Raw genomic sequence first — 24,933 nt, forward strand, 5'->3', positions numbered from 1 at the left:
TAAGCGTTTAACGAAGCCAAATTTTAGTAGTCAATTCTTGCGAGTGAATGAAAGTTTAAAATTTGTAAGCTTTATATTTTTTGCAAACAAACAAAAAACTTGAATTATATTCTGTTTGTAGTTTGCAAAGCAAAATCCAAAAAAGAATATACTCAGCAAATTCCTCGTAAATTTAGAATTTATTTCGGCTCTAATTTTACACATAAGCTTCAAATATATACTTAAAAATTCTACTTCTTCTCTTTCTCAGCCTGAACTTTATCAAGTTTTATATACCCCATTTCAACTAGCTTGTTATAAATTTGAGAGATTTTTGGTCCAGCAGCGCTACCGCCGTGGCCGCCGTGCTCGACAACCATCGTGATGACGTACTGTGGATCCTCAAAAGGCGCATAGGTCGTCATCCATGCGTGAGATCTTTGCAGATACGCCATATCTTCTTCTTTCATACGTTTCTTTTCAGTTTGAGAGATGCCAACAACCTGAGCTGTTCCAGTCTTTGCCGCAACCTTTACAAGACTTCCCACAAAGTGCCTATTTGCTGTGCCTCTTGGGTGATTTGCCACCTCATACATCGCATGCCTAATAGCAGGTAGCTGCGACTTCTCAAACGGCGTAAAAGCATCATCTGTTGGCGTAAAATCAACATCCTTGCCATCAATGCTCTTTAAAAAATGCGGCGTCACATTTAGCCCAGTTGCAAGGCCTGCTGTGTATTTAGCTACCTGCATAGGCGTGACTAGAAAATTTCCCTGTCCGATAGAGGTGATGAGCGTCTCGCCTTGAAACCACGCCTTGCCATACTTCCTCATCTTCCACTCCCTACTTGGCAGTGTCCCCACAAATTCATTTGGCAAATCAACCTCCGTTTTTCTACCAAAGCCCATACGCTCAAGTATCGGCACAATGGCATCTATGCCTATCTTTTGGCTACCCTTGTAAAAATAGTCATCGCAGCTCTCTCTAATTGCCGTGTTCATATTAACCGTGCCATGACCATGCGAGTTCCAGCAGCGAAATTTACGCCCTCCAAGCTCATACGATCCACTGCAAAAAAAGCTATCATATTTGCTCATGCCATTGTCTAAAAAGGCAAGAGCCATACCCATTTTTACGACAGATCCTGGCGGGTAAAGGCCGTTTATCAGCTTATTTGTAAATGGGTGATCGACATTTTTTACAAGTTCCTCCCACTCAGCCTGAGAAATTCCAAGCACAAATGGATTTAGATCATACTCAGGAAAGCTTCCAGCAGCGATGATAGCGCCATCTTTTAGGCTCATAACTATGACGCTTCCTGCATCTTTGCCAAAGACATCAGCGACAAACTGCTGCAGCTCAAGATCGACGGCAAGCTTTATGTTTTGGCTTTGTGGCGCTTGATAGCTCACCTGCTCGATCTCCTCATTTAGCGCATTTACCTTGATCTTTTTAAAGCCTTGAATTCCTTGCAGGATCGGGTTATAAAAGCGCTCTACTCCGCTTCTACCGATATAGTTTGTAAGCTTTGTCAAAGGATCGTTTTCCATATCTTTTTGGTTTGCCCTGCCGACATAGCCGATGATGTGAGAAGCTAGGTCATTGTATGGGTAGTGGCGCTTTGAAGCGGGTCTTATCTCTAAATTTTCACGCAGAGAAAGGGGTGCAAAAAATGGCAAAAATTTATCATAATCAACAAATTCGACCACGTTTATAAAGTCTTGGTTATAGGCTGAGTCGTTTTTGATATATTCATTTTTAAGCTTGGTGACGTTTAAATCACCAAAAAGTGAGCCGATGTAGGCTAGCTCATCGTCTAAAATTTTCACCTTTTTGTTTGCGCTAAGGTGCGGTTTTACATAGATAGAAAAGCCAAGGCGATTGACCGCCATAGGCTTATCGTGCGCATCAAAGATGATACCTCTAACTGGCGGGATGTAGATAGTTTTTATCGCATTTTGCTCGGCGATCTCGTTGTAGTAGGTGTTTGAATTGACACTTAGGTGGTAAATCCGTCCCAAAAGCATGATCCAAAAAAGGGCGATCACGCCAAAAACGATACGCATCCTCATAGCACTTTGTCCCTAAAAAGCACGATAGCAAGCACACTTTCAAGCGCTATAAAAAATAGATACTCTGCGCTAAAAGTCAAATTTGGCTCGTTTAAGACGTAGGCAAAAAGGTTATTTACAAGAAAGGTTAGCACATAGCCAGAGGCGACAAAGATGATGAGCAGGCAGTTTCGCCACTTCATCGTCGTGTAGAGCCAGTCTAGCACGAAGTTGTAAAATAGCAAAAACGCAATGATCGTTGAAAAGAGATAAAAGCCATGAATTTGCTCAGCAAAGACCAGAAAAACGAGTGAAAAATACCATGAGGGCTTAAACTCATTATACTGCTTTTGTTTTCTTGAATACTCCAAAATCATATAGGTAAAAAAGATGCCAATAAGTGGCGGCAAGAAGCCAAACTGCGTAGTTGCGATCTCATAAGAGAGCAAAAAAATAGCCCACCAAAAGCCTTTAAAAATTTTAATATCTAAGCTGCTTATGGTTTGCATTTTACCTACCAAGAGCGTGGTTTATGATAGCTTCCCGTGCCTTGTCGATGCCGCTTTTGCTGAGTGTCGAGACCAAAATGCCACTTAGGTCAAATTTCATTATCGCACTCTTTTGGCTTTGATTTAGCTTGTCGCTTTTTGTGTATAAATTTAAGATTTTCTGATCAGCTCTTAAAAAGCTTTTTAGGTAAGAGTCCACATTCACGTCGATGTCTAAGTCAAAATGTCTAGCGTCGATTAGATGTATAAAAAGTCTGATGTCGCTTCTAAATTTCAAAAACTCATCTAAATTTTTTCGCCACTCGTCGTGTTTTGACTTTGCAACTTTTGCGTAGCCAAAGCCTGGTAGATCGACCAAGATGAGTTTAAATTTTTCTTTTTCGCCCTCTTTTTTTTCCTCACAAAACTCAGCCTCAAAGAAATTTATAAGCTGCGTTTTGCCAGGAGTTGATGAGCTTTTGGCTAAATTTTTTTGATTTACAAGTGCGTTTATGAGGCTGCTTTTACCCACATTTGACCTGCCCAAAAAGACCACCTCGCTCGTTACAAAGCTTGGAGCCTCCTTTATGCTTGGGCTTGATGTGATAAATTTAGCGCTCAAGGCTCTTATCACTTGGTTTTATCCTCGATCTGAAAGATAAATTTAACCGGCTTTTTCTCGTCGCTATTTACGCTATATGTGCCATCTTTTTGATTGACCACGATCTTTTCGCCATAGACATTTTTATCGGTCTCTACCTCGTGCAAATAGCCGTTGCCAGTTACTGTGTATGTCTGCTTTGCAGGCTCGTATGTAAGCGTATCACCCTTGCCTTCATAGTGCTTATCTTTCATGAAAATTTTAGCTCTGGCGTTGCCTGTGGCTACATATTTTACTGGCTGGCGCTTTTTATCAAAATGCACAACAACTTTGTTTGCCTTTAGCTCGTCGTATGAGCCTTTTTTGATATTTACGTTGCCTACAAATTCGCTGATCTGCTTGTTTTCATCAGCAAAAAAATCGTTTGAAGTGATCTCAACTTGCTCTGCATTTAAAAATGTAAAGCCCAAAATCATCGCTAAAATCGCTGCTTTTCTTCTACCCATGCCCTTAACCCTTTTATCTGCGTTTGTTTTTTACCAAGATCGTAGCTGCCACTATCACCTAATGCTTTGTCGCCATTTCTAGTGATGGTGAAATTTGCTTCTGATCTTACTATTTTTGTCTTTGTGTTATATATAACTTCATCGCTTTTAAATTTCAAACTATCATTGTTTTCATAGTTTGCATTTTTTTGAAAGATTATCTCATCGTTTTGCGAGATAGCCTTGTCTGAGCTTAGAAAATGTCTTAAATTTCCCCTTAAAATTCTCGCTTTAAAGTCTAAAAATTCATCCCTGTCACTATATCTGTTTAGCTCATCACTCTCATAAACTCCGCTTATCTTAGTCGAGTTTATCTCATAATCAACCACGTCATTTACCTGCATATTTGATATCTTGGTATCAACCTTTAGCACGTTTGCCAGGTATGGGTCTTGAGTCGCTAAAAATATCATCACAGCACTAAAAATAGCCACGACGAAGTAGAAAATTTTTACAACCAACGCTTAGACCACTCGTCATATAAATTTTCTGATTTTATGATCATCTCGATCATCTCTCTAACAGCGCCATTGCCACCTTTGTGCTTTAGCTTTGTCTTTACATCAAGCTCTTTAATGGCATCTTTTGGCTTAAAGCTCCATGCAACTGCGTCTAAAATTTTATAGTCATTATAGTCATCGCCGATAGCTGCTGCGTTTTTAAAGCTAAGCCCTTCAAATTTTAATATCTCGCTTGCTACTTCAAATTTATCGCCAACGCCTTGATAGACGTGATTTATCTTTAGATCCTCAGCCCTTCGTTCAACGATAGCCGACTTTCTGCCAGTGATGATAGCCACTTTCTTACCAAGCTTTAGCCAGCTCTCTATCGCGTAGCCATCTTTTACATCAAAAAATTTAAGCTCTTCGCCGTTTGCATTGTAGATGATCTTGCCATCAGTGAGGCACCCATCAACGTCTAAAAATATAATTTCTATCATAAAACGCCCTTAGTGCTTGGAGTGCCGATCCTTGCATTTTTGGCAAGCGCTCTGCGGAGTGCTACGGCAAATGATTTAAATGTTGCTTCGATGATGTGATGAGTGTTTTTGCCACGAATTTGATTTAGATGAAGAGTGATGGCTGAATTTATAGCAACAGCTCTAAAAAACTCCTCCACAAGCTCAGTGTCAAACTCACCAACCTTGGCATTTTCATTAAAATTTTCATATACGAGGTAAGCTCTGTTGCTAAGATCTAGCGCGCAAAAAACAGCCGCCTCATCCATAACAACGCTCGCCTCGCCAAACCTCTCAACACCGCTTAATGGATATAAAGCCTCTTTTAAAAGCTGTCCCAAAACTATGCCTACATCCTCGACGCTGTGGTGAAAATCCACATGCGTGTCACCCTTGCATGAAATTTCAAGATCAAGCAAAGAGTGCTTTGTAAAAGCTTCAAGCATGTGGTCGAAAAAGCCAATGCCTGTGCTTATCTTTGCAACCCCAGAGCCGTAAATTTTGAGCTTCATTGAGATTTGCGTCTCTTTTGTGTTTCTAGTTAGTTCTAAAATTTCCTCTCTCACGCCCTAACCTCTTACTATAAATGCGCCTTGGAATTTGCCGCTTCTTGCGTAATCCCTAGCCTCGTCCTCGCTTCTAAAGCCATTTAAAAATACCCTATAAATGGTTGAGCCATCTATCGTAAATGTCTTAACGACTGATCTATAACCATCTATGCTTTTATGCTCTCTTTGGTATCTGTTTGCGCCTTCAAGGTTTTTAAACGAGCCAATTTGTACCATAAAATCTCCACCCACAACGCGTTGCTCTGATGAGATCACGATGCCACCAACTGGAGCCGTTGGAGAAACTGGATTTGGCACTTTTATACCAGTGCTTGTTGGTTTTGTTGGTTGCGCGCTAGCGGTTGTAACAGCGTTAATGTCTTCATTAAAGCCGATAACCTCCATACTAACTGGAGCTGTGCCAGTGCCGATGACATCAAGCTTCATCGCAGCTGCTTTTGAAAGGTCAAGCACCCTGTCAGCCACAAAAGGTCCTCTGTCATTTACGCGCACGATAACACTTTTTTGATTTCTTAAATTTGTTACTTTAAGTATTGTATTCATCGGCAAAGTTTTATGCGCCGCAGTCATATTGTACATATTATAAACTTCGCCATTTGAGGTCGTTTTACCGTGAAAATTTGGACCATACCAGCTTGCCGTTCCGCTGGCTTTATCGCCGACACTTACGACGGTTGGATAGTAGGTTTTGCCGTTTATCGTGTATGGTCTCATTGTTGCTTTTTGAACTGAGGCGGAGTTGTTGCCTCTTACATTAGTTGGGCCACTTGGAGTAAATGGAGCCCCGCTCCAAGAACAACCAGTGATTAGAAGTGTAAAACTTAGTCCTAAGTAGAAATTTAGGCTCTTACGGTATGACAATATTTGCTCCGACATTTAAATTTGAACTAGCCAAAGAATTTGCATCTTTTATATCTTTTTCACTTACATTAAATTTCTTTGATAAAGATGCGATTGTATCGCCTGTTTGAACTACGTAGTTGTGAGATTTGTTTTGAGTAGAAAAAGGGATTATTAGTTTTTGATTATAGCTTACTGCGTTTGTGCTAAGCTCGTTGTAGTCCTTGATCGCTCTGTGGCTAACGCCTGTTTTTTTAGAGATAGAAAGCAAGGTCTCGCCTTTTTTTACAGTGTATGCATAGAAGTTATTTTTGCCATTAAATGGCTTGAAATTATCTGAGAAAAGTTGCTTTTTATTTTCAGGGATATAAACGTAATAATCTTTTAAAGTTGGAGGAGTAAATACAAATTTTAAATGTGGGTTATTACTTTTCATCTTTTTTGTGCTAAGACCGATGCTATCGCCTATCTGAGCTAAATTTGTACCGCCAGGCACTTTTACTTTCGTAAGTCTTAATCCGCCATTTATATTTAGTAAAGATGACTCTTTAGATATCAAAAAGTCCGCATCTTTTGCTATATATGCCGCTCTTAAAATTTTAATGATGAAATTTCTAGTCTCAGCTGGGAGGTATTTTTTCTCAGCATCAAGAAGCGTTACAAGATCGTCTGTACCGGCTTTTTGTATAGCTTTTTTTAGCGCACCATCGCCGCAGTTATATGCCATTGCCGCCAGGTACCACTTGCCAAATTGATTTTTAAGTGATCTTAGATAGTTTGTAGCTGCGACAGTTGATTCGACCGGATCTTTTCTCTCATCGGTGTATTGCCCTACTTTTAGGCCATGAATTTTTGCTGTTTGCTCCATAAACTGCCACATACCAGTAGCTTTAGCGTTTGAGACAGTGTGATTTGAAAAGCCTGACTCTATCATCGCTAGATAGAAAAACGACTCAGGCACGCCTGATTTTTTGATCTGCTCTTTTATCATTGGTATATACATATAGCCATTTTTCAAGGCATCTGTAAATGTTCTTACCTGTGAGTTTTGTATGCCTTGTCTCATCTTTGCATAGTGAGAAGTTTTCATAAAGCTAGCATCGATGTCTAGCTCCTTTAAAATTTTAACCTGAGTGTCATAAGAGCTCTTCTCAGGGGCGTTTGCTAGTAGCAAGGTGCTACATGCAAATAATAAAAATATCTTAAGCATTGCTTTCATTTCTATCCTTTTTCGTGTCAAAGCTTAATGATGCTAGCATCTTAAGCAAGCACAATGCCCAAAATTTAGGCAAAGCACTTAAATAACCTTTTGGCATTATCTGAAGTCGTTTTACAAACTACTTCAAATTCAAGGTTTAAAATTTCAGCTATCTTTTTAGCAACAAATGTCGTAAACGCCGGCTCATTTCTCTTACCACGATTTGGTTCTGGTGTGAGATAAGGGGCGTCAGTCTCTATCAATACCCTATCAAAAGGAATTTTTGGCAGAATTTCAACTAAATTCTTAGCGTTTTTAAATGTCAAAACGCCACCTATGCCAAAGTAAAAATTCCCAAATTTGCAAAGCTCCAAAAGAAGTGGCGAGGCATTATAACAATGCAAAACTGCCCCAGCTTCAAGCTTTGGCGCATACTCTTTTAAGATGTTAAAAGAGTCCTCATTAGCCTCTCTGATGTGGAGGATAACGGGTTTTTTTAACTCAACTGCCAAATCAAGTTGAGCTAGAAAAACACGTTTTTGATCTTCTTTTTCTCTTATTTTTTCTTCTTCATCTTTTGACAAGCGGTAGTAGTCAAGCCCACATTCACCGATAGCCACGCACTTTTTGTCTTTGACAAATTCTCTTAAAGTTTCAATATCGAAATTCTCTTTATTATAAGGATGAACTCCAACGGCAAAGAAAATATCATTTTTTTCGTGCGCTATTTTAGCCGCTTTTGGTAAATCATTAATATCAGCTCCAGGGATAATAAAGCCTTTTAGCCCTAAATTTCTGGCTTCAGATAAAATTTGCTCTAGGTCAAAATCATAAACTTTGCTATCCAAATGACAATGCGTATCTATAATCATAAAGCTATTTCTACCCTATTTCTACCATTTTCTTTTGCGACATAAAGCGCCGAGTCGCAAGCTTCAAGCATATCATCTATCTCGCAGTGACCTTTCCCAAAAGATATGCCGATAGAGACGGTCACTCTTACGATCTTATCTTTTATGATTACCTCATTTTCAGCCACTTTTGCTCTTAAATTTACAAAAAATTTAATCGCCTCTTCTCTTTCTATCTTTTTAAGAACGACACAAAACTCCTCGCCACCAAACCTAGCAACCACATCTCTTCCTTTTGTGTTGTCAGTCAGTATCTTTGCGAGTGATTTTAGTATCTTGTCGCCACCATCATGTCCGTATGTGTCATTTATCTTTTTAAAGTGATCTATATCAAGCATAGCAAATGCATAAGGCTCATCAAGCTCTTCAGCTGCTTGGACGTACTCTTCTATATCTTGATAGAAAAATCTTCTATTGTAAGCGCCAGTTAAAAAGTCGCGGTTGGCAAAATTTGCTATCTTATTTATATTTTCCATCGCCTCAATGGTGTTATTTACACGGCAAATGAGCTCTTCTTTTGAAAATGGCTTTGCTATAAAGTCGCTAGCCCCATTTTTTAAAAATATCGAAGCATCAGTCTTTTCGCTAGGCGAGGTCATCACGATCACGCCAAGGTGGTTTTTATCTTTCTCTTTTCTAACCTCTTTTAAGACTTCTAAACCATCTTTAACAGGCATTCTATAGTCAGTTATGATTAAATTTATATCAGGATTATCAGCAAAATAGCTCATCGCCTCTTCGCCGTGAGCTGCTGCTAGGACCTTAAACTGAAGGCTAGTTAAGATCTTTTTTATCATATTTCTAAAAGGCAGCGAGTCCTCAACGACAAGGACTTTGTATTGTCTATTTTTGCTTAGTCTATTTATCATTTGAAAGATGTAGTTGATATCATCCATGTTGCCCTTATAGACGTAATCAACTATATCTTTGTTTATAAAAAATTCTTTCGTCTTATCATCGATGCTGCCAGTTAAAACTATGGCACAGAGCCCTTGTGCAAGGACGTAATCAACGATCTCGCCATTTGGTGCGTCAGGTAAATTTAGATCCAGGATAGTCATAAAATAATCTTTGCCGTGCTCGCTAATTAGCATCTGGGCTTCGGCAAAATCGTACGCAACGTCGATCGCCATATCCTCAATGCTCTTTTCCATCTGCATGACGATTAGCTTAGCAAGTGCCTTATTATCATCAACTACTAGAATTCTTTCCATATTATTCCTGTGATTTTTTATTAAATTAGCTCGGATTTTAACAAATAAACCTAATCACAAAGCTTAAATTTAAAACTTAAATTTCAAGCTATTTTAAAAGTCCTTTTGCGAAATTTATCGCCTCTTCGCTGATATGCTCGCCACTTATCATACGCGCAAGCTCATTTACGCGCTCCTCTTTGTCAAGCTCTCTTACGACCGAGTCTTCTCCGTGACGCTCTACCAAAAAGTGCGAATTTGCCTTTGAGCTAAGCTGCGGCTGGTGCGAAATAGCAAAAATTTGATAGAAATTTGCAAGCTTAAGCAAGACATTTGCGATACTCATCGCCTCTTTTCCACTTAAATTTGCATCTATTTCGTCTAAAATGATGACATCACCGCCAGTTTTTGTGATCTCACTAGAGGCAGCTATAAAAGCCAGTCTTAAGCGGTTTAGCTCGCCTGAGCTTAAATTTTTAAGCGAGGTCTCGTTTAAATTTAGACAAACCTCATCAACTCCCAAGATATCAAGCTTTTTAGCCTCAATACTCAGCGTAATATCTGGCATATAAAGCTCTTTTAGGTATAAATTTATCATCGCCTCAAGCTCTTTTAAATTTACGCTCCTTGCCTTGCTTAAAGTGCCAGCCAGCTCATTTGCCTTTTTGCTTAAAATTTCAAATTTCTTCTCAAGCTCGCTCTTTTCAAAGCTTAAATTTTCATATCTAGCAAGCTCTTTTTCCTTTTTAGAAAGCGCTTCTAACGCCTCCTCCTCGCTACCATAACGCCTAATGATGGCATTAAGAGCTTCTATCCTATCAAGCACGTTCTCCACGTCGATATCGTCAAGCTCCTCCATATTTAGGCTATCTCTTGCGACCCTCAGCTCGTTCATCGCATCTTCAAAAAAGCCGTTGTCAAGGTCGCTGATGCTTAGCGCCTCATTTACGCTGTGCTCTAGCTCAAATATCCGCTCAGCCCTAGCCCACGCCTCATTTATCTTATCTTTTTTACTAAGCCTTTTTTTAGTCTCCATAAGCTCTTCAAACTCGCCTTTTTTAGGCCCGACGCTTCTTATCTTCTCGATCTCAAAGCTAGCAAGCTCCTTTAGCTCCTCGACCTTTTTCTCTTCCTCTTTTATAGTGGCTAGCTCTTTTGAAATTTTAGAAAATTCCAAAAACACCTCTTCGAATTCCTGCTTTATCTCTTTAAATTTCTCATTTTTTGAAATTTCAAGCCTGTCAAGCAAATTTAGAAATTTCTCATTTTCAAATTCATTTGCCTCTTTTGCCGAGAGATATTTGATGTGCTCGCACGCCACTTGGGCTAAATTTTTCTTTGAGATGGCTTGTTGGTTTATAAAATACCTCGTGCTCTTATCTTTTAAAAGCTTGAAAATATTGACCTCTTCGTTTTCTATGCCAAACTCATCAAGCTCAAATTTGTGTTCTACGTCAGCTTCTATTAGCCTTGCTTCGCTATCTTTTAGCCCAAAAACAGCCATTATGGCGCTCATTAGCACCGACTTACCAGCGCCACTAACGCCAGTAAATACGCTAAGACCCTCTTTGAAATTTAGCTCGACATTTTTAAAATTTAGATAATCTTTAATCAAAATTCGATCAATCATTATAACCCCAGTGAAGTTTCTCTTTTAAAATTTGAAAATAATCCCTACCAATATGACGTATCAGCCTCGCTTTTTTCTCGCTCAGACTCATGCTGACGGCTGAAATTTTACTCATATCAAAGCGGTCTTGTCCGTCTATAACCAAAATGGCGTCGCTATTTGTTCTAAATTTGACCGTGTGATTTTTCGTAAGCACGACTGGACGCTGCGTGAGCGAGTGTGAGCAGATGGGAGTTAGCGCAAAGACCTCGCTTAGCGGATAGATGATAGGGCCATTTGCGCTCATGTTATATGCCGTGGTTCCTGCAGGAGTTGCCACTATGACGCCGTCACCAAAGTATGAGTTAAAATACTTTTCATTTAAAAGTGCCTCGATATGCGTCATCGAGCCGCCATTTTTACTAACGATGACTGCGTCGTTAAATGCTATCTTTTGCTCAGTTTTGCCATCATTTTTATGAAGCGTCACATCAAGCATAAAAGGCGTTTCTACCTCAAATTTATCATCAAAAAAGTCTTTAAAAAACTTCTCGCTCTCATTTATCGTGATATCTGTTAAAAAACCGAGCCTGCCAGCGTGTATGCCAAGGATTAGTGGCGAGATGTGAGCTAGCTTTCTGCAAGTTGAGATGATCGTGCCATCACCGCCAAGCGTGATAAGAAATTCGCACTCTTTGGCTAGTTTTATCAGCTCAAAGCCACTTTTTTCTACCTGCTTTGCACAGCTTTTTTCAAGCAAAATTTCTGCGTTATACTTTTTTAAAATTTTTTCTAGCTTTGCTAAATCCTGCTTAAATAATGGATAATCTTTCGCGATAAGTCCCACTTTTTTGGCGTTTGTGGTATTAAATTTTTGTTCATTTTTCATAGAAATGATTGTAACATATTTTATTTTAACAAAGCTTTTCAAAAGAAAAAAGCGATTATAATTGCCTAAAAAACATTGCAAAGGAGCATTTTATGCGAAGTCATTATTGCACCGATCTTAGCAAAGCTGATATCGGCAAAGAAGTAATACTTTGTGGCTGGGCAAACACATATAGAGACCACGGCGGCGTTGTTTTCATCGACTTAAGAGACGTTAGCGGGCTTATACAATTAGTTTGTGACCCTGCTGACAGCAAAGAAGCACACGACGTGGCTGCAAAAGTAAGAGATGAATATGTCTTAAAAGCAAAAGGAAAAGTAAGAGCTAGGGGCGAAGGACTAACCAATCCAAAGTTAAAAACTGGCGAGATAGAGGTGATAGTAAGCGAGCTCATCATCGAAAATCCAAGCGAGCCACTACCATTTATGATAGGCGATGAGAGCGTAAATGAGGACATCAGGCTAAAATACCGCTTTTTAGACCTTAGAAGCGAGCGTTTGCAAAATATCTTTAAAATGCGTTCTCGCGCAGCGATCGCAGCTAGAAACAGCCTAGATAAAATGGGCTTTATCGAGTTTGAAACTCCAGTTTTAACACGCGCAACTCCAGAAGGTGCGAGAGACTACCTAGTGCCAAGCCGCGTGTATCCAGGCCAATTTTACGCGCTCCCGCAAAGCCCACAGCTATTTAAACAGCTTTTAATGTGTTCTGGCTTTGATAAGTATTTTCAGATAGCAAAATGCTTCCGCGACGAGGACTTAAGGGCTGATCGCCAACCAGAATTTACTCAAATAGACATCGAAATGAGCTTTGTCGAGCAAGAAGATATCATAAATATGGCTGAAACGATGCTAAAAGATATCTTTAAAGCCTGCGGACACGACATCAAAACGCCATTTAGACGCATGAGCTATAAAGAGGCGACCGAGACTTACGGCTCAGACAAGCCCGATCTTAGATATGATCTAAAAATGATCGACGTGATCGATATTTTCGAGCGCTCAAGCAATGAAATTTTTAGCGGGATCGCAAAAGATAAGAAGAAAAACCGCATAAAAGCGCTAAAAGTGCCAAATGGCGACAACATCTTTAGTAAGCGCGAGATGAATAGATTTGAGGAATTTGTACGTAAATTTGGTGCTCAAGGCCTTGGCTACTTCCAGATGAAAGAAGATGGTTTAAAAGGCCCGCTTTGCAAATTTTTTGAGCAAAGCGATCTTGACGAGATCGTATCAAGATGTGAGCTAAAAGTTGGCGACGTCGTATTCTTTGGTGCTGGTAAGAAAAAAATCGTGCTTGATTATATGGGACGATTTAGAATTTTCCTAGCTGAGCAAATGGGCATCATCGATCAAGACAAGCTTGAGTTTTTATGGGTGCTTGACTTCCCAATGTTTGAGCAAAATGACGATGGCAGCTACTCTGCGATGCACCACCCATTTACAATGCCAAAAAATATAGACGAGCCTGATCTTGAAGATATCCTCTCTATCGCTCACGACGTCGTCCTAAACGGCTTTGAGCTTGGCGGCGGAAGCATAAGAATTCACAAAAACGACATCCAACAAAAAGTATTTAAACTTCTTGGCATAGATGAAGCCGAGCAGCGTGAGAAATTTGGCTTCTTGCTTGATGCCTTGACGTTTGGTGCGCCTCCACATGGTGGTATCGCGATCGGCTTTGACAGATTAAATATGCTTGTAAATAAAGCAAGCTCGATCCGCGACGTTATAGCCTTCCCTAAAACGCAGCGCGCTCAGTGCCCGCTCACAAAGGCACCAAGCTACGCTAGCAACGAACAGCTTAGGGAGCTAGGACTAAGGATAAGAGAAAAAGAGCAAAAGGCTTAAAAATTTATTGCAATAAATTTAGACTTTTAGATGTCTAAATTTGAGTTATTTTAAAAATTTAAATTTTTGAGATGAATTTGGATGTTGTGCAGAAAATTTCATCCCAAAGCTAGACATATAGTCTGCTGCAGGGTGAAATTTTCAAACTCATTCAAAGGCGCTCAAAAAATATAAAAAAGGGAAAAAATGAAAAATTTATTTTTAATCATAGGCGCTCCAGGCAGCGGCAAAACAACAGACGCATCGATCATTGCACAGCATGATGAGAAATTTGCACACTTTTCAACTGGCGATCTTTTAAGAGCTGAAGTAGCTAGCGGTAGCGAGCTTGGCAAACTAATAGACGGCTTTATCTCAAAAGGAAATTTAGTCCCACTTGACGTTGTCGTAAATGCGATCGTATCAGCCATCAAAAGCTCAAATAAATCAAACATCATAATCGACGGCTACCCAAGAAGCGTTGAGCAAATGACTGAGCTTGACAAGGTTTTAAGCGAGCAAGATGAAATTTCTCTAAAAGGCGTCATCGAAGTGGATGTTAGCGAAGATGTGGCAAGAGCTAGAGTGCTTGGCCGTGCAAGAGGTGCTGATGATAACAACGAAGTCTTTAACAACCGCATGAAAGTATATCTTGATCCGATCAAGCCTATCCGCAAGTTTTACAGCGAAAAAGAGCTACTTCACGTAGTAAATGGCGAACGCGGCATCGACGAGATCGTAGCTGACATCAAAAATTTACTAGCTAAACTTATATAATTCACAGACCTTGCATCAAAAAGGTGCAAGGTTTTAAAACTTACCATTTATTAACACCAAAAATGTAATATCCTTTGAAATTTCAAAACCAACCCAAAAGGATAAAAATGAAAAAAATCATCATCGCCTCGCTGGCTGCTAGCATCGCGATGGCTGGAGGCTTTGTCTCAAAACACCAAAGTGAGACGATAAGCGTAAAAGAAGCTTTAAAACTAAATGACGACGCCAAAGTCGTGCTTGAGGGCAAGATAAAGTCGCACATCAAATCAGATAAGTATGAATTTATCGATAAAAATGGCGATGTGATCGTTATTGAGATAGGCGACAAAAAATGGGGCAATGTGACAGCCAACGAAGATACGCTTTTAAGGATAAGAGGCGAAGTGGATAAAGACTTCACAAAAACAGAAATCGACGTAGATAGCGTAGAGGTTGTAAAGTAGTTAAATTTTACGCGTATTTAATGCAAAAAATACTAAAATCACGAAAATTTCTAATAAAAAGGACGAATATATGGACGTTTCAAAGATCAAATTTGGCTCAAACCCAGACAAAATCAATGCCGTAATAGAAATACCTTATGGCTCAAATATCAAATACGAGATCGACAAAGATAGCGGTGCGGTCGTAGTTGATCGCGTGCTTTACTCAGCGATGTTCTACCCAGCAAACTACGGCTTTGTGCCAAACACACTAGCAGCTGACGGCGATCCAGCTGATATTTTAGTGCTAAACGAGTATCCACTCCAAGCTGGTAGCGTCATCCCTTGCCGCTTGATAGGCGTTTTGGTGATGGAGGATGAAGCAGGCATGGACGAGAAACTTTTAGCTGTGCCAGTTACAAAGATCGATCCAAGATATGAGGCGATAAAAAGCTACGAAGACTTGCCAACTGCGACACTAAATAAGATCAAAAATTTCTTTGAAACTTATAAAATTCTCGAGCCAAACAAATGGGTTAAAGTGAAAGAATTTAAGGATGCAAACGCTGCAAAAGAGATTTTAGACGCTGCGATAAAAAATTATAAATAAACAAGGAGGGGTAGCTCCCTCCCAGCCCACATAATGTAAATTTATAACGCAGCTTGCTCTAAGCTAGATATAAGAGCCTCTACCCTTCTTTTTTCCTGAAACTGTTTTTCATTGTGATTTTTTACATCATTTTTACGGTTTTTATGCATTTTATAGAAAGATAGTCCAGTAACAAGCACTGCTGGTATAAAAGCCAAATAGCTTTTAGTGAAATAAGTAAAAATAATTAGAGATATAACAAAAACAATAAAAGACGCAAAAATTATAGTAATCATATTGCCAAAACCATATTTAATCAACGATGGCTCAAACTTTGGCAATAAATGATACCCTCGTGTGATGTTTATGAAATAATCAATATCACTATAACCACCAGTAATCTTTTCATAATCAACAACAAGCTCGTCACCATCATCAAGCAGCATATCTGCATTTTCTGTTTGAAATCTAAATTTATCCTTTTTACCTGAAAGCTCAAATGTATAGATAAAGTTATGAACAGTATATGAAGACGTATATGTCGTGCTGTTTAGGCTTCCTTCAATATACTGCTTTTTATTTGCAGTTAAATCCCCTTTAAATAAATTTCCATATTTATAATTTGTGCCTATATCTGTTGTATTTGTAGTAGTTGTATTTGAAAAAGCATCACTTATGACTTCTTTTTTTATATTAGTAATTACGCCTCGATAAATTTCTGACATCTGTCATCCTTTTAATAAATTTGCGATGCCCATTCTAACAAAAAAAAAAAAAACAAAGTCAAGCTAAAGCTTGCTAATATCTACTAAAATAAACAGCTAGATATTTAATTACAAATATGTAAGAACATATAATTTTAGCAACAAATAAGCTTTTTCTTGTATAATACGATTTTATTTCAACTGTGGGTTCATAGCTCAGTTGGTTAGAGCATCCGGCTCATAACCGGATGGTCCCAGGTTCGAGTCCTGGTGAACCCACCATTTTATGTTTTTTATAATTCTTTACACTTCTTTTTAATTCTTTTTATTTCTTTATAATTCCGATTTCATGGGCTAAAAGTAGCTATCTAATTCTTTTTACTTCTTTTTTATATACAATTACTTCCAGATAATTCTAGTTACATATAAGGTAATTCCTACTGCATAAAGGTAACTTTTAAAAAAGGAGTAAAAGATGCCAAGAGTTTCTACTGCAAATTTGTTTGATAAAGATATAAGGGCAATGTTGCCAGCCAATAAAGTATATAAAAAAGCTGTGGGCAATCCAAAAGAACTTTATATAAAAGTGTATCCAAGTGGTATGAAAACATTTTTTATACAATATAAAAACACTACACATTTTAAGTTGAAAGAGTTTAGGGAGGGAATTTACTCAGTTGCTGAGGCAAGAAGAGATGCGATAGAAATTATAAGAAAATTTGAAAGTGGTTTTGTAAGATCCAAAGATAAATATCGAATTTCAGAGCTATTTGATAGATATATTGACAAAAAAGAGAAAATAGACCAGCTAGATAAGGTTTATATAGATAAAATTAAATCTAGGATAAAAAAATACATCTTGCCTAAATTTGGTAATGTTGATATTAAAGATATAAATTTTAATGATCTAAAAACCATATTAACACCATTATTTAATCCATATAATCCAAAGAAATCAAGACTTGAGACTATACACAGAATTATAAATACGCTAAATTCGCTATATGAAAATGCCATTAAAGATAGATATATAGATTATAACCCTTGCAAGGCTTTACACGATGAATTTCCAACTTCCAACAGCTTTAGCCTTAGAAATGGCATCGACACAAGATACCCAGCTATTACAGATGAAAATGAGTTAAAAGAGTTTTTGAATGATTTACGAAATGACAGCAAATTAGATCTACAAGTCAAAAGAGCCGTAATGCTCCAAATTTTATGCGTTAATCGTCCCATTAACACCGTAAGCGCTGAATGGAAAGATATAGATCTTAAAAAAGGGATTTGGACTATTCCACCTATCCAAATGAAAATGAGGCATGCACACCAAATTACACTCTCAAAGCAAGCTTTATCAGTTTTACTAGAACAAAAACAATATACACCATTAGAAAGTAACTTTGTATTTCCGTCTCTTACAAAAACAGGTCATATTAACAGAGACAGCATTAGTAATGCCATAAGAGATATAGGCGGCAGAGAAAAATATAATTCTAAAGCTTCTGCTCATGGTTTTAGAGCCACGTTTAAAACAATTTGCTCTTTACATCTTACGGATCTGGCACAATTGGGCATAAGCGAAAAAACAATAGAAAATGCTCTAGCGCACACAGAAAGCAATGCAGTTAAATATGCCTACGAAAGACAGACAGCAACTATTGATCAAAATAGAATTTTAATGCAATGGTATGCAGATTACCTAAACAATCTAGTTCAATTTATTTAAAGTTAATATCTTAAAGTCATACGATATAAAACATCAGTAAAAGGTTCGGTTTTTTAAAAATTTATATCGTTTTTTTAATGCTATTTCATCGGTTTTTTACTGGTTTTTTAATACAGCTTAAAAAACCGATAAAGCCCTTTAAATCGCCATTTGTATAGCAATTTTTTTCGGTTTTTTAACTTTTTCAGCGCGTGTATGAGAAAACTTAAATCGTTTATAAGCTCGGTAATAACGATATTTTAAAGCATTAAAAAAGTAAAAATTCATATTTTTATTTAAGGTAAAAAACCTATTTTAAGACCATTTTTTGTTTAAAAAGAGGTATTTTTATCTAAATTCTCTTAAGAATATAAAAATTTCTTTCGGTTTTTTACTGGTTTTTTAATTTAAAAAAGTCTATTTTTAGGTGCTTAGAGAGCATTTAAGCAAAAAATATATTACTAAAAGATAAAAAATACTTTGAAATATCGTCTTGATGGGTTTTTTATCGGTTTTTTAATGCTTTGCAAATCATAAAATCAAAATTTCAAAAAATTAGCTATGCTCTAGGATGATGAATTGTAGGTTACTGATAAAAAATTGATTAGAGTTTTCATATTTTTATATCATTTTATTCAAAAATATGTTACACTTGCGTGTCAATATTTAAAAGGAGACATAAAATGACAAACAACATTTCCGCTCTAATCGTCGAGAGAGAGAGAGAGAGAGAGAGAGAGAGAATAAAAATCGCTTTCTAAAATCTAGCTCTACTTCAATCTCATATTTCAAGCAGTTTTCTGCTTTTCTGTTTTTATTTTTTTTCCCAAATTTTCTATTTGCTGCTGGTGGGACTGGTCTGACCAAAGTCGACAACTTTTTTTCAACTGTGAATGGTTGGTTAGCTGCTGCTGGTGTTTTGATCATGACTGGCGCAATCATGGTTGCAGGATACAAAGTAATGTTCGGTGGTCAAGCAATTAGAGAAGTTACACCTATAATTCTTGGTGGTATTCTTATTGGTGGCGCCGCGATGATCGCTGGCATGCTTCTTTAAAAGATACTCCCAATGTTAACTCCTGAGCCTATCTTTAAAGCCTTGACCCGTCCTCCTATGGTATTTGGTGTTCCTATGGTGCCATTTATGGCTATGGCACTTAGTTGGGCTTTATTTGCAATTTTTGCTAAAGTGCTATTTGGAAACGAATATTTGCTTTTAGCAGTTATGATTATTCCTACCACCTTTGTTTTTCAATTTATAGTTAAAAAAGACGATATGGCGTTTAGGCTTTGGGGGTTGAAACTTAGATTTTTTAGATCCCCTGCCATTAATAAATTTTATAATGGTCGGAAAAGCTATATGGCGAATTCGACATATACCAAGCAATCTATGCGCAATTTTTATCCAAGACTTAGCGTTGTTGGACTAAGTGAATTTGCAAATTTAGAGAATTTAATTCCGTATCAAACATATATAAATAATGTTGTCATCACAAAAGATAGAGATTATTTAGCCACATGGCGAGTTGATGGTATAGCTTTTGAAGTAGAAGATGACGAATTAATAGATCTTGCGAAAAACAAGCTTAATATGCTTGTTAGGCAATTCGCTGGTGAAAATATTAGTTTTTATTTTCACAATGCTAGAATTAATACACAAGTTGCCTTGAACGATTATTTTTCAAATGAATTTTTAAAAAGTTTCTCAAAAAAGTATTATGAGATTTTTAGCTCTAAAAATTTAAAAGAAAACAGACTTTATCTAACTGCGATATATTCACCATTTAGTAAGGCTGAGAAACTACACTTTAGAAATCAAAACATAGATACGAAAAAGAAACAGATCAAAGCTCATTTGAAAAGTTTTCACCAAAAATGCATAACTATTGAACAAAATTTAAACCATTTTAAGCCACATAGACTTGGCATATATGAGCAAGATGGTGTAATTTTTAGCTCTCAACTAGAATTTTACAACTATTTGATAGGTGGTAAATTTACAAAAGTTCGTGTTCCAAATGCACCCCTAGACTTTTACCTTAATGGTAACTTAAATGAAATTTTTCCTTCACAGCATACTTTACAGCTAAATTATAATGATGGAACTAAGAAATTCGTAAAAGCAATTGAATTAAAAGACTATCCAAATGTAAGTTTTAGTGGAATATTTGATAGTCTAATGTATGCTAATGTCGAATATACCATAACTCAAAGCTTTACGCCACTTTCAAAAAAAGAGGCGAGAGATGAGCTTACAAAGCAACAAAAAAGATTAGTAGCAGCAGAAGATGATGCATTGAGTCAAATTGCAGAACTTGGCACCGCTCTAGACGAATTGCAAAATGACATAATCTTTGGAGAATATCACTTTTCTATTGTCATATACGCTGATACACAAAACGAGTGCGAGCACATTGCAAACCAAATTGCGGTCGTATTGCAAGATTTAGGATTTTTAGCAACACAAGCCAATATAGCTCTAGAAGCTACATATTTTGCGCAGCTTCCAGCAAATTTCACGTTACGCCCTAGGCTTCACACAATTTCAAGCAAAAATTTTGCTAGTTTTGTAGCACTTCACAACTTTCCACGAGGAAAACAATATGGCAATCCATGGGGAGATGCCATTGCAATATTGCAAACGCCAAATGCGCAGCCATATTTTTTTAACATACACCAAACAATTTTTGACAAAGACGAATTTGGTAAAAACGATGTTTTAGCAAATACCTTCGTTTTAGGTCAAAGCGGTGGAGGCAAAACTGTTTTAATGAATTTCACGCTAAATATGCTCTGCAAATTTAATGAGCCAGATACTTTTGCAGAAAACACTCCAAAAGAAAAACGTAAGGCTACCTATTTCTATTTAGACAAGGATAAAGGAGCTATCGGCAATATTATTGCCATTGGCGGAAAGTATTTAACCATAACAAGTGGAGAACCGACTGGATTTAATCCTTTTAGTTGTGACGCAACACCTGAAAATATACGTCGCTTGAAGGTTCTCTTAAAAATGTTAGCCACCAAAGGCAATCAAAATAATTTAATGCTAACAACTAGAGAAGAAGAGCAACTCAATCTAGCAGTAGATAGCGTCATGAGACTGGAAAAAAGCGAAAGAACTCATGGCATCAGTAGGGTTTGGCAATTGCTTCAAGAAGGCGAAAATGAGTCAAATTCCTTAAAATCTAGATTGATGGCTTGGACTATTGGTAATGAATTTGGATGGGTATTCGACAATGAAATGGATACTTTAGATTTTAGCGACGAGAGCATTCTTGTGTATGGTATAGACGGCACAACGATCTTAAAAGACGATGAAATTTCTCCATATGTTGCATATTATATTCTTTGGCGAATTATCGATATGGTTGATGGACGCAGGTTTGGCTTATTTATCGATGAAGCATGGGATTGGCTCAAAAATCCAGTAGTGTCAAAAGAGGTCTTCAACAAGGAAAAGACCATTAGAAAAGAAAACGGCTTTTTGTTTCTTGGCACTCAAAGTGTCGAAGATATCGCAAAATCTAGCATTGGCACAGCAATCATGGAACAAAGCGAAACAGTGTTGCTGTTAAGTAACCCAAAAGCAAAAGAAACTGATTTTTGCGGTTCCTTGGGTATGAGTGAAGCAGAATATCAATTCGTTAAAACAACAGATCCAGAGAAATATGAATTTTTAATACGAAAAGGCGTTGATTATAGAGCGATTGCCAAGATCAATCTATCACATCTAGGAAACATGATAAAAGTTTTATCAACAGCCAAAGTCTATGTTGATGAAATAACAAATATTAATGCCTTGGATATCAGTCGTGAAGAAAAATACCAACTCATCAAAAAATTATATAAATTTTAAGGAGAAGACATATGAAAAATAGTCTCGTTTATAGAGCAAAGAAAGCTTCAGTTATAGCTACTTCTGTAGTAATTCTATCATCTAATCTATTAGCCTCTGGTATTCCAGTAGTTGATGGTGCTGCTATAGCCCAAAATCAAGCAACATTTACGATGGAGTGGATGCAAACGCTGAAGGACTACGCTGAAAAAGTCAAAGTATGGGGAGAAGAAGCTTCACATAGAGTCCAAGAAGTTAAAAAATGGGCTGATGAAAGAGTGCAATGGGCAAATGACCTATATACCAAAACAGGCATTAGGGATATTGTCAATTTTACAAAAGAAATGAACGAACTTTATAATGAAGTCTACGATACTGGTTATTCAATATATACACAAGCAACAGGTTTTAGTCTAGATAGCTTTGATGAAAGGGCATGGGATTTATTTTTAAAATTTGGTGGAACAGACCAGTGTTCATCAATAAGTGATATTACGCATAGAAATATCTGCAAAAAGAATACCACAAGTGCTTTTAAAGAATTTGAAGTTGTAAATAGACAATTTGATCGTCTTAAGCACGAAATTGACGATCTTGACAAAATAAGTAAAGAAGTAGCCAGAAATAAAGGTAAACAAGAGGATCTAAAAGGCTCTATAGATACTTCAAATCAAATAGCCCTATTGCGTGCCAGACAAGAGAATAACTGGCGTGCCTATCAAAGAGACATGGATCAGTTAGAAAACGAAAGAAAAAGATTACAAGACGCAGAGTTTAAGATGACTAAAGATAGGCAGCGAGCAGCATTTAAAATTTTACAAAAATAGGCTCATAGTATGTATAAAGTAACAACTGATTCAGGTCGAGGATTACACGATCTAGTCATAGATATATCAGAGAATGTTGATAGTTTCTTTCAAAATAATTATTCAAACGGAGTGGGAGCACTTCAATCGTTAATTAATACAACTGGAAATATTCTAGCTGTATATCTTACCGCTTGGATAATGATCGAGGGATATAAAATTCTTTGGGGTAATGGCAAACAAACTTTTCAAAATTTTGCTTTTGATGCAACCATTAAGTTTGTCTTTATAGTCTTAGCAATGAATGCTGGAAACTGGATAAATCTTGTTTTTGAAGCATTCAATGGTGCAAAAGAATATGCAAACACCTTTTTGTCATATGACGGCAAAGGCTTATACTCAAAAATCGCAACATGGGCTGGATTTATGGGTGACTACTACGATGTGGTATGGGATCAGTCAAGCACTTTAGAGCTAGCATACATTATCTTTATAATTATTATAGCTTTTATTGGCTTTTTTATTGGTGCAGTCCCTATTTTGAGAGCGCTGTTTGTAAATACACTATCATTTCTATTGCTTATGATTTTAGCTCCATTGGCATTTTATTTTTTAATCTTTAAAACAACTAAAAATTCATTTGCACAGTGGTTCCAAATGGTTTTAGCAAATATTATTGCGTTGCTCTGCCTATCATTATTCTTAAATATTTTATTTGATTACATGTTTCCAAAAATCAACAGCAGTCACGATTTTAAGGATGAAGTATTTGTATTGGCTCTAGCAATGGTATTTTATGGAATTCTTGCAAATATAATGTGCGGTATGGCTACTGGAATAGCCGAAAAACTCACTAATGTTAGCCTTGATGGATTAGCAGGAACAGGCGTTGGACGTGCAATGGGTCTTGCAGGTGCTGTTGGGGGTGGTGCAATAGGTGGTGCAATGTTGGCGGTAAGAGGTGCTCAGGCAATGGGTGCTGGCAAGGCAACTGGTTTTATAGGCTCTCGTCTTTTAGGCGCAGCCACATCTGCAGCAAAAGAAGTTGGCAATTCAAAACTCGGTCAAAGCATCAACTCTGGAATAAACACGATTAAAAATTCTTCAGCAGCCCAAGCCGTTGGATCACGACTTAACCAAGCGAAAAACATAGGTTCAAAAATTAACAATTTTACAAAAGGTCAAGGTTGGAAATAAAATGAAATTAAATAATATTTTAAACTATAAAAAATATTTTAAAAAAATATTAAATTATATTTTAATATTTTTATCTTTACTTGTAGGCACAAGCTTTATGAGCGGTTGTGCCGCTCATAATTCTCCTAAATTTGAAAATAGCAGTAATCAAAAATGGGAAGATTATTTTGATAGTAATGAATACAAGCCAGTAAATGAAAATAGAGAAAATTTAGATCTCAAACAAAGCATAAAAAAGGCAATGTAAAATGAAAAGAGCTAATGATAAAAATGATTTTTTGGCTTCTAATAATCCAGATGATGTAGCAATTAGCTATGAAGCAAGCATTAGATACATAGCAGAACAAGCTAACAAGAGGGCTTATTTTATATCAGGTGTGGCTCTACTTATTGCTATCATCAGCGTTATCGCTGTTTGCTTATTGACACCATTAAAATCGGTTGAGCCTTATGTTATTAGGGTTGATAATACAACCGGAATGGTTGACATAATAACAAGCGTAAATAAAGCCGAATTCACAGGTAATGAAGCACTCGATAAGTATTTTGCAACAACATATGTAAAAGCGAGAGAGGGATACTATTATGATATTTTGCAAAGTGACTATGAATTAGTTCAAATTTTAAGCTATCCAAGCGTTGCCAGTGATTATTTGAGAATTTATGAAGGTGAAAATTCTAGAGACAAAGTTTTAAAAGATGACTACGAAGTAGAGGTTGATATTGTTTCGGTTACACTGGGAAATAGCGCTGGAGCACCTACTGCAACTATCAGATTTAATCAAATTACCAGAAAAAAAGGCGAAAAAATAGCTGTATCAAACAAAGCAAAGATTGTGACACTTTCATATGACTACCAACCAAATACACTCACAACAGAGGAAGAGCGTATTAAAAACCCACTTGGATTTAAAGTTAGCACGTATAGAGTTGATGACGAAATAAGGAGATAGAAATGATTACTTATGATGATTTCACAAAGTTAATTGATGTTATGACTGAGCTTTTAGCTCAAAAAAATACTGACATTGCAGAACTGGTGCAAGAGGTCGAAACCTTAGAAAGAAAACTCGCATTATATGAGCAGAAGGATCTATTTGAAGTAGTAGGGACTTCAAATATCGGTGATCAAGTTTTGAAAGTATATGAGAAATTTGTTCCAGATTTTGTAACAGATGAAGAAATTGCAGCAGCAAACTCCATTGCACCAAAATTTGACATTTCGGAGTAAA

The 24,933-nt window shown here is 37.2% G+C and carries 26 protein-coding genes and 1 tRNA gene; 13 read left to right on the forward strand and 14 right to left on the reverse strand.

Annotation, left to right across the window (positions count from 1 at the left end; all coding sequences use genetic code 11):
- Positions 1-230: 230 nt before the first annotated feature.
- From mrdA to CVS91_RS08005, 13 genes are all read right to left on the reverse strand, one after another.
- The gene (mrdA, locus tag CVS91_RS07945) at positions 231-2,051 is read right to left on the reverse strand and encodes a penicillin-binding protein 2 (protein ID WP_107831458.1); all 1,821 of its coding nucleotides are present in this window, start codon (positions 2,049-2,051) and stop codon (positions 231-233) included.
- Positions 2,048-2,539 carry a hypothetical protein gene (locus CVS91_RS07950; RefSeq protein WP_107831460.1) on the reverse strand — a complete coding sequence of 164 codons (492 nt, stop codon included), beginning with the start codon at positions 2,537-2,539 and terminating at the stop codon, positions 2,048-2,050. Before CVS91_RS07950 ends, mrdA begins: the two co-directional genes overlap by 4 nt.
- A gap of 1 nt (position 2,540) precedes the next feature.
- Positions 2,541-3,152, reverse strand: coding sequence for a ribosome biogenesis GTP-binding protein YihA/YsxC (yihA, locus tag CVS91_RS07955; RefSeq protein ID WP_107831462.1), 612 nt, complete (start codon positions 3,150-3,152; stop codon positions 2,541-2,543).
- Complete coding sequence (gene lptA, locus CVS91_RS07960; RefSeq protein ID WP_103571386.1) at positions 3,149-3,625, reverse strand: lipopolysaccharide transport periplasmic protein LptA; 477 nt, start codon at positions 3,623-3,625, stop codon at positions 3,149-3,151. Before lptA ends, yihA begins: the two co-directional genes overlap by 4 nt.
- Positions 3,598-4,125 (reverse strand): LPS export ABC transporter periplasmic protein LptC, encoded by a 528-nt coding sequence (gene lptC, locus CVS91_RS07965; RefSeq protein ID WP_107831464.1) that lies wholly within the window; start codon positions 4,123-4,125, stop codon positions 3,598-3,600. The genes lptA and lptC overlap by 28 nt, the downstream gene beginning before the upstream one ends.
- Complete coding sequence (locus CVS91_RS07970; protein ID WP_004317467.1) at positions 4,116-4,604, reverse strand: KdsC family phosphatase; 489 nt, start codon at positions 4,602-4,604, stop codon at positions 4,116-4,118. Before CVS91_RS07970 ends, lptC begins: the two co-directional genes overlap by 10 nt.
- A complete protein-coding gene (gene hisB / locus CVS91_RS07975; RefSeq protein ID WP_035142991.1) occupies positions 4,601-5,176 on the reverse strand; it encodes an imidazoleglycerol-phosphate dehydratase HisB in 576 nt (191 codons plus the stop codon). Before hisB ends, CVS91_RS07970 begins: the two co-directional genes overlap by 4 nt.
- A 15-nt stretch (positions 5,177-5,191) precedes the next feature.
- Positions 5,192-6,052 carry a septal ring lytic transglycosylase RlpA family protein gene (locus tag CVS91_RS07980; RefSeq protein ID WP_009294185.1) on the reverse strand — a complete coding sequence of 287 codons (861 nt, stop codon included), beginning with the start codon at positions 6,050-6,052 and terminating at the stop codon, positions 5,192-5,194.
- Positions 6,039-7,250 carry a lytic transglycosylase domain-containing protein gene (locus tag CVS91_RS07985; RefSeq protein ID WP_012140081.1) on the reverse strand — a complete coding sequence of 404 codons (1,212 nt, stop codon included), beginning with the start codon at positions 7,248-7,250 and terminating at the stop codon, positions 6,039-6,041. Before CVS91_RS07985 ends, CVS91_RS07980 begins: the two co-directional genes overlap by 14 nt.
- A gap of 65 nt (positions 7,251-7,315) precedes the next feature.
- Positions 7,316-8,101, reverse strand: coding sequence for a TatD family hydrolase (locus CVS91_RS07990; RefSeq protein WP_107831466.1), 786 nt, complete (start codon positions 8,099-8,101; stop codon positions 7,316-7,318).
- Positions 8,098-9,354, reverse strand: a complete 1,257-nt coding sequence (locus tag CVS91_RS07995) for a diguanylate cyclase (RefSeq protein WP_107831468.1) — start codon at positions 9,352-9,354, stop codon at positions 8,098-8,100. Before CVS91_RS07995 ends, CVS91_RS07990 begins: the two co-directional genes overlap by 4 nt.
- Positions 9,355-9,442: 88 nt before the next feature.
- Complete coding sequence (locus tag CVS91_RS08000) at positions 9,443-10,963, reverse strand: AAA family ATPase (protein ID WP_035170135.1); 1,521 nt, start codon at positions 10,961-10,963, stop codon at positions 9,443-9,445.
- Complete coding sequence (locus CVS91_RS08005) at positions 10,956-11,831, reverse strand: NAD(+) kinase (protein WP_107831484.1); 876 nt, start codon at positions 11,829-11,831, stop codon at positions 10,956-10,958. Before CVS91_RS08005 ends, CVS91_RS08000 begins: the two co-directional genes overlap by 8 nt.
- A gap of 92 nt (positions 11,832-11,923) precedes the next feature.
- Here CVS91_RS08005 and aspS point away from each other — a divergent pair, with 92 nt between their 5' ends.
- The 4 genes from aspS to ppa all read left to right on the forward strand — a co-directional run bounded on the left by aspS (position 11,924) and on the right by ppa (position 15,469).
- On the forward strand, positions 11,924-13,681 hold the full coding sequence (gene aspS, locus CVS91_RS08010; protein ID WP_103576071.1) for an aspartate--tRNA ligase: 1,758 nt from the start codon (positions 11,924-11,926) through the stop codon (positions 13,679-13,681).
- Between the two features lie 186 nt (positions 13,682-13,867).
- Positions 13,868-14,437, forward strand: coding sequence for an adenylate kinase (locus CVS91_RS08015; RefSeq protein ID WP_004317610.1), 570 nt, complete (start codon positions 13,868-13,870; stop codon positions 14,435-14,437).
- Positions 14,438-14,544: 107 nt separating this feature from the next.
- Positions 14,545-14,880: a NirD/YgiW/YdeI family stress tolerance protein gene (locus CVS91_RS08020; protein WP_107831470.1), complete on the forward strand. Its 336-nt coding sequence runs from the start codon at positions 14,545-14,547 to the stop codon at positions 14,878-14,880.
- Between the two features lie 70 nt (positions 14,881-14,950).
- The gene (gene ppa, locus CVS91_RS08025; RefSeq protein WP_009294194.1) at positions 14,951-15,469 is read left to right on the forward strand and encodes an inorganic diphosphatase; all 519 of its coding nucleotides are present in this window, start codon (positions 14,951-14,953) and stop codon (positions 15,467-15,469) included.
- A gap of 41 nt (positions 15,470-15,510) precedes the next feature.
- Here the strand turns inward: ppa and CVS91_RS08030 are convergent, their stop codons facing one another.
- Positions 15,511-16,173, reverse strand: a complete 663-nt coding sequence (locus tag CVS91_RS08030; RefSeq protein WP_107831472.1) for a hypothetical protein — start codon at positions 16,171-16,173, stop codon at positions 15,511-15,513.
- Between the two features lie 184 nt (positions 16,174-16,357).
- Between CVS91_RS08030 and CVS91_RS08035 the strand changes: the two genes are divergently transcribed.
- The 9 genes from CVS91_RS08035 to CVS91_RS08075 all read left to right on the forward strand — a co-directional run bounded on the left by CVS91_RS08035 (position 16,358) and on the right by CVS91_RS08075 (position 24,932).
- A tRNA-Ile gene (locus CVS91_RS08035) sits at positions 16,358-16,434 on the forward strand.
- A gap of 193 nt (positions 16,435-16,627) precedes the next feature.
- Positions 16,628-17,881 (forward strand): tyrosine-type recombinase/integrase, encoded by a 1,254-nt coding sequence (locus CVS91_RS08040; RefSeq protein ID WP_103611690.1) that lies wholly within the window; start codon positions 16,628-16,630, stop codon positions 17,879-17,881.
- A gap of 757 nt (positions 17,882-18,638) precedes the next feature.
- Positions 18,639-18,917 (forward strand): TrbC/VirB2 family protein, encoded by a 279-nt coding sequence (locus tag CVS91_RS08045; RefSeq protein WP_103596803.1) that lies wholly within the window; start codon positions 18,639-18,641, stop codon positions 18,915-18,917.
- A gap of 12 nt (positions 18,918-18,929) precedes the next feature.
- The gene (locus tag CVS91_RS08050; RefSeq protein ID WP_107831474.1) at positions 18,930-21,719 is read left to right on the forward strand and encodes a VirB3 family type IV secretion system protein; all 2,790 of its coding nucleotides are present in this window, start codon (positions 18,930-18,932) and stop codon (positions 21,717-21,719) included.
- 11 nt (positions 21,720-21,730) lie between these two features.
- Positions 21,731-22,525 (forward strand): type IV secretion system protein, encoded by a 795-nt coding sequence (locus CVS91_RS08055; protein WP_107831476.1) that lies wholly within the window; start codon positions 21,731-21,733, stop codon positions 22,523-22,525.
- 9 nt (positions 22,526-22,534) lie between these two features.
- Positions 22,535-23,701: a type IV secretion system protein gene (locus tag CVS91_RS08060; protein ID WP_103568017.1), complete on the forward strand. Its 1,167-nt coding sequence runs from the start codon at positions 22,535-22,537 to the stop codon at positions 23,699-23,701.
- Position 23,702: 1 nt separating this feature from the next.
- Positions 23,703-23,948: a hypothetical protein gene (locus CVS91_RS08065; RefSeq protein ID WP_103568018.1), complete on the forward strand. Its 246-nt coding sequence runs from the start codon at positions 23,703-23,705 to the stop codon at positions 23,946-23,948.
- Between the two features lies 1 nt (position 23,949).
- Positions 23,950-24,654 (forward strand): virB8 family protein, encoded by a 705-nt coding sequence (locus CVS91_RS08070; RefSeq protein ID WP_103568019.1) that lies wholly within the window; start codon positions 23,950-23,952, stop codon positions 24,652-24,654.
- Between the two features lie 2 nt (positions 24,655-24,656).
- A complete protein-coding gene (locus tag CVS91_RS08075) occupies positions 24,657-24,932 on the forward strand; it encodes a hypothetical protein (protein ID WP_103568020.1) in 276 nt (91 codons plus the stop codon).
- Position 24,933: the final 1 nt, after the last annotated feature.

Source organism: Campylobacter concisus (genome assembly GCF_003048985.1).
In the GTDB taxonomy this organism is placed as follows: Bacteria; Campylobacterota; Campylobacteria; order Campylobacterales; family Campylobacteraceae; genus Campylobacter_A; species Campylobacter_A concisus_AY.

Bases quoted from the DNA above. Each gene is read 5' to 3' on its own strand.
- CVS91_RS08030 (WP_107831472.1), bottom strand. From the start codon at position 16,173: ATGTCAGAAATTTATCGAGGCGTAATTACTAATATAAAAAAAGAAGTC.
- CVS91_RS07970 (WP_004317467.1), bottom strand. From the start codon at position 4,604: ATGATAGAAATTATATTTTTAGACGTTGATGGGTGCCTCACTGATGGC.
- CVS91_RS07995 (WP_107831468.1), bottom strand. From the start codon at position 9,354: ATGGAAAGAATTCTAGTAGTTGATGATAATAAGGCACTTGCTAAGCTA.
- CVS91_RS08055 (WP_107831476.1), top strand. From the start codon at position 21,731: ATGAAAAATAGTCTCGTTTATAGAGCAAAGAAAGCTTCAGTTATAGCT.
- CVS91_RS07985 (WP_012140081.1), bottom strand. From the start codon at position 7,250: ATGAAAGCAATGCTTAAGATATTTTTATTATTTGCATGTAGCACCTTG.
- CVS91_RS08015 (WP_004317610.1), top strand. From the start codon at position 13,868: ATGAAAAATTTATTTTTAATCATAGGCGCTCCAGGCAGCGGCAAAACA.
- lptA (WP_103571386.1), bottom strand. From the start codon at position 3,625: ATGGGTAGAAGAAAAGCAGCGATTTTAGCGATGATTTTGGGCTTTACA.
- CVS91_RS08065 (WP_103568018.1), top strand. From the start codon at position 23,703: ATGAAATTAAATAATATTTTAAACTATAAAAAATATTTTAAAAAAATA.
- CVS91_RS07990 (WP_107831466.1), bottom strand. From the start codon at position 8,101: ATGATTATAGATACGCATTGTCATTTGGATAGCAAAGTTTATGATTTT.
- CVS91_RS07950 (WP_107831460.1), bottom strand. From the start codon at position 2,539: ATGCAAACCATAAGCAGCTTAGATATTAAAATTTTTAAAGGCTTTTGG.
- CVS91_RS08005 (WP_107831484.1), bottom strand. From the start codon at position 11,831: ATGAAAAATGAACAAAAATTTAATACCACAAACGCCAAAAAAGTGGGA.
- CVS91_RS08000 (WP_035170135.1), bottom strand. From the start codon at position 10,963: ATGATTGATCGAATTTTGATTAAAGATTATCTAAATTTTAAAAATGTC.
- CVS91_RS08040 (WP_103611690.1), top strand. From the start codon at position 16,628: ATGCCAAGAGTTTCTACTGCAAATTTGTTTGATAAAGATATAAGGGCA.
- CVS91_RS08070 (WP_103568019.1), top strand. From the start codon at position 23,950: ATGAAAAGAGCTAATGATAAAAATGATTTTTTGGCTTCTAATAATCCA.
- CVS91_RS08075 (WP_103568020.1), top strand. From the start codon at position 24,657: ATGATTACTTATGATGATTTCACAAAGTTAATTGATGTTATGACTGAG.
- mrdA (WP_107831458.1), bottom strand. From the start codon at position 2,051: ATGAGGATGCGTATCGTTTTTGGCGTGATCGCCCTTTTTTGGATCATG.
- CVS91_RS08050 (WP_107831474.1), top strand. From the start codon at position 18,930: ATGTTAACTCCTGAGCCTATCTTTAAAGCCTTGACCCGTCCTCCTATG.
- CVS91_RS08020 (WP_107831470.1), top strand. From the start codon at position 14,545: ATGAAAAAAATCATCATCGCCTCGCTGGCTGCTAGCATCGCGATGGCT.
- aspS (WP_103576071.1), top strand. From the start codon at position 11,924: ATGCGAAGTCATTATTGCACCGATCTTAGCAAAGCTGATATCGGCAAA.
- CVS91_RS08060 (WP_103568017.1), top strand. From the start codon at position 22,535: ATGTATAAAGTAACAACTGATTCAGGTCGAGGATTACACGATCTAGTC.
- ppa (WP_009294194.1), top strand. From the start codon at position 14,951: ATGGACGTTTCAAAGATCAAATTTGGCTCAAACCCAGACAAAATCAAT.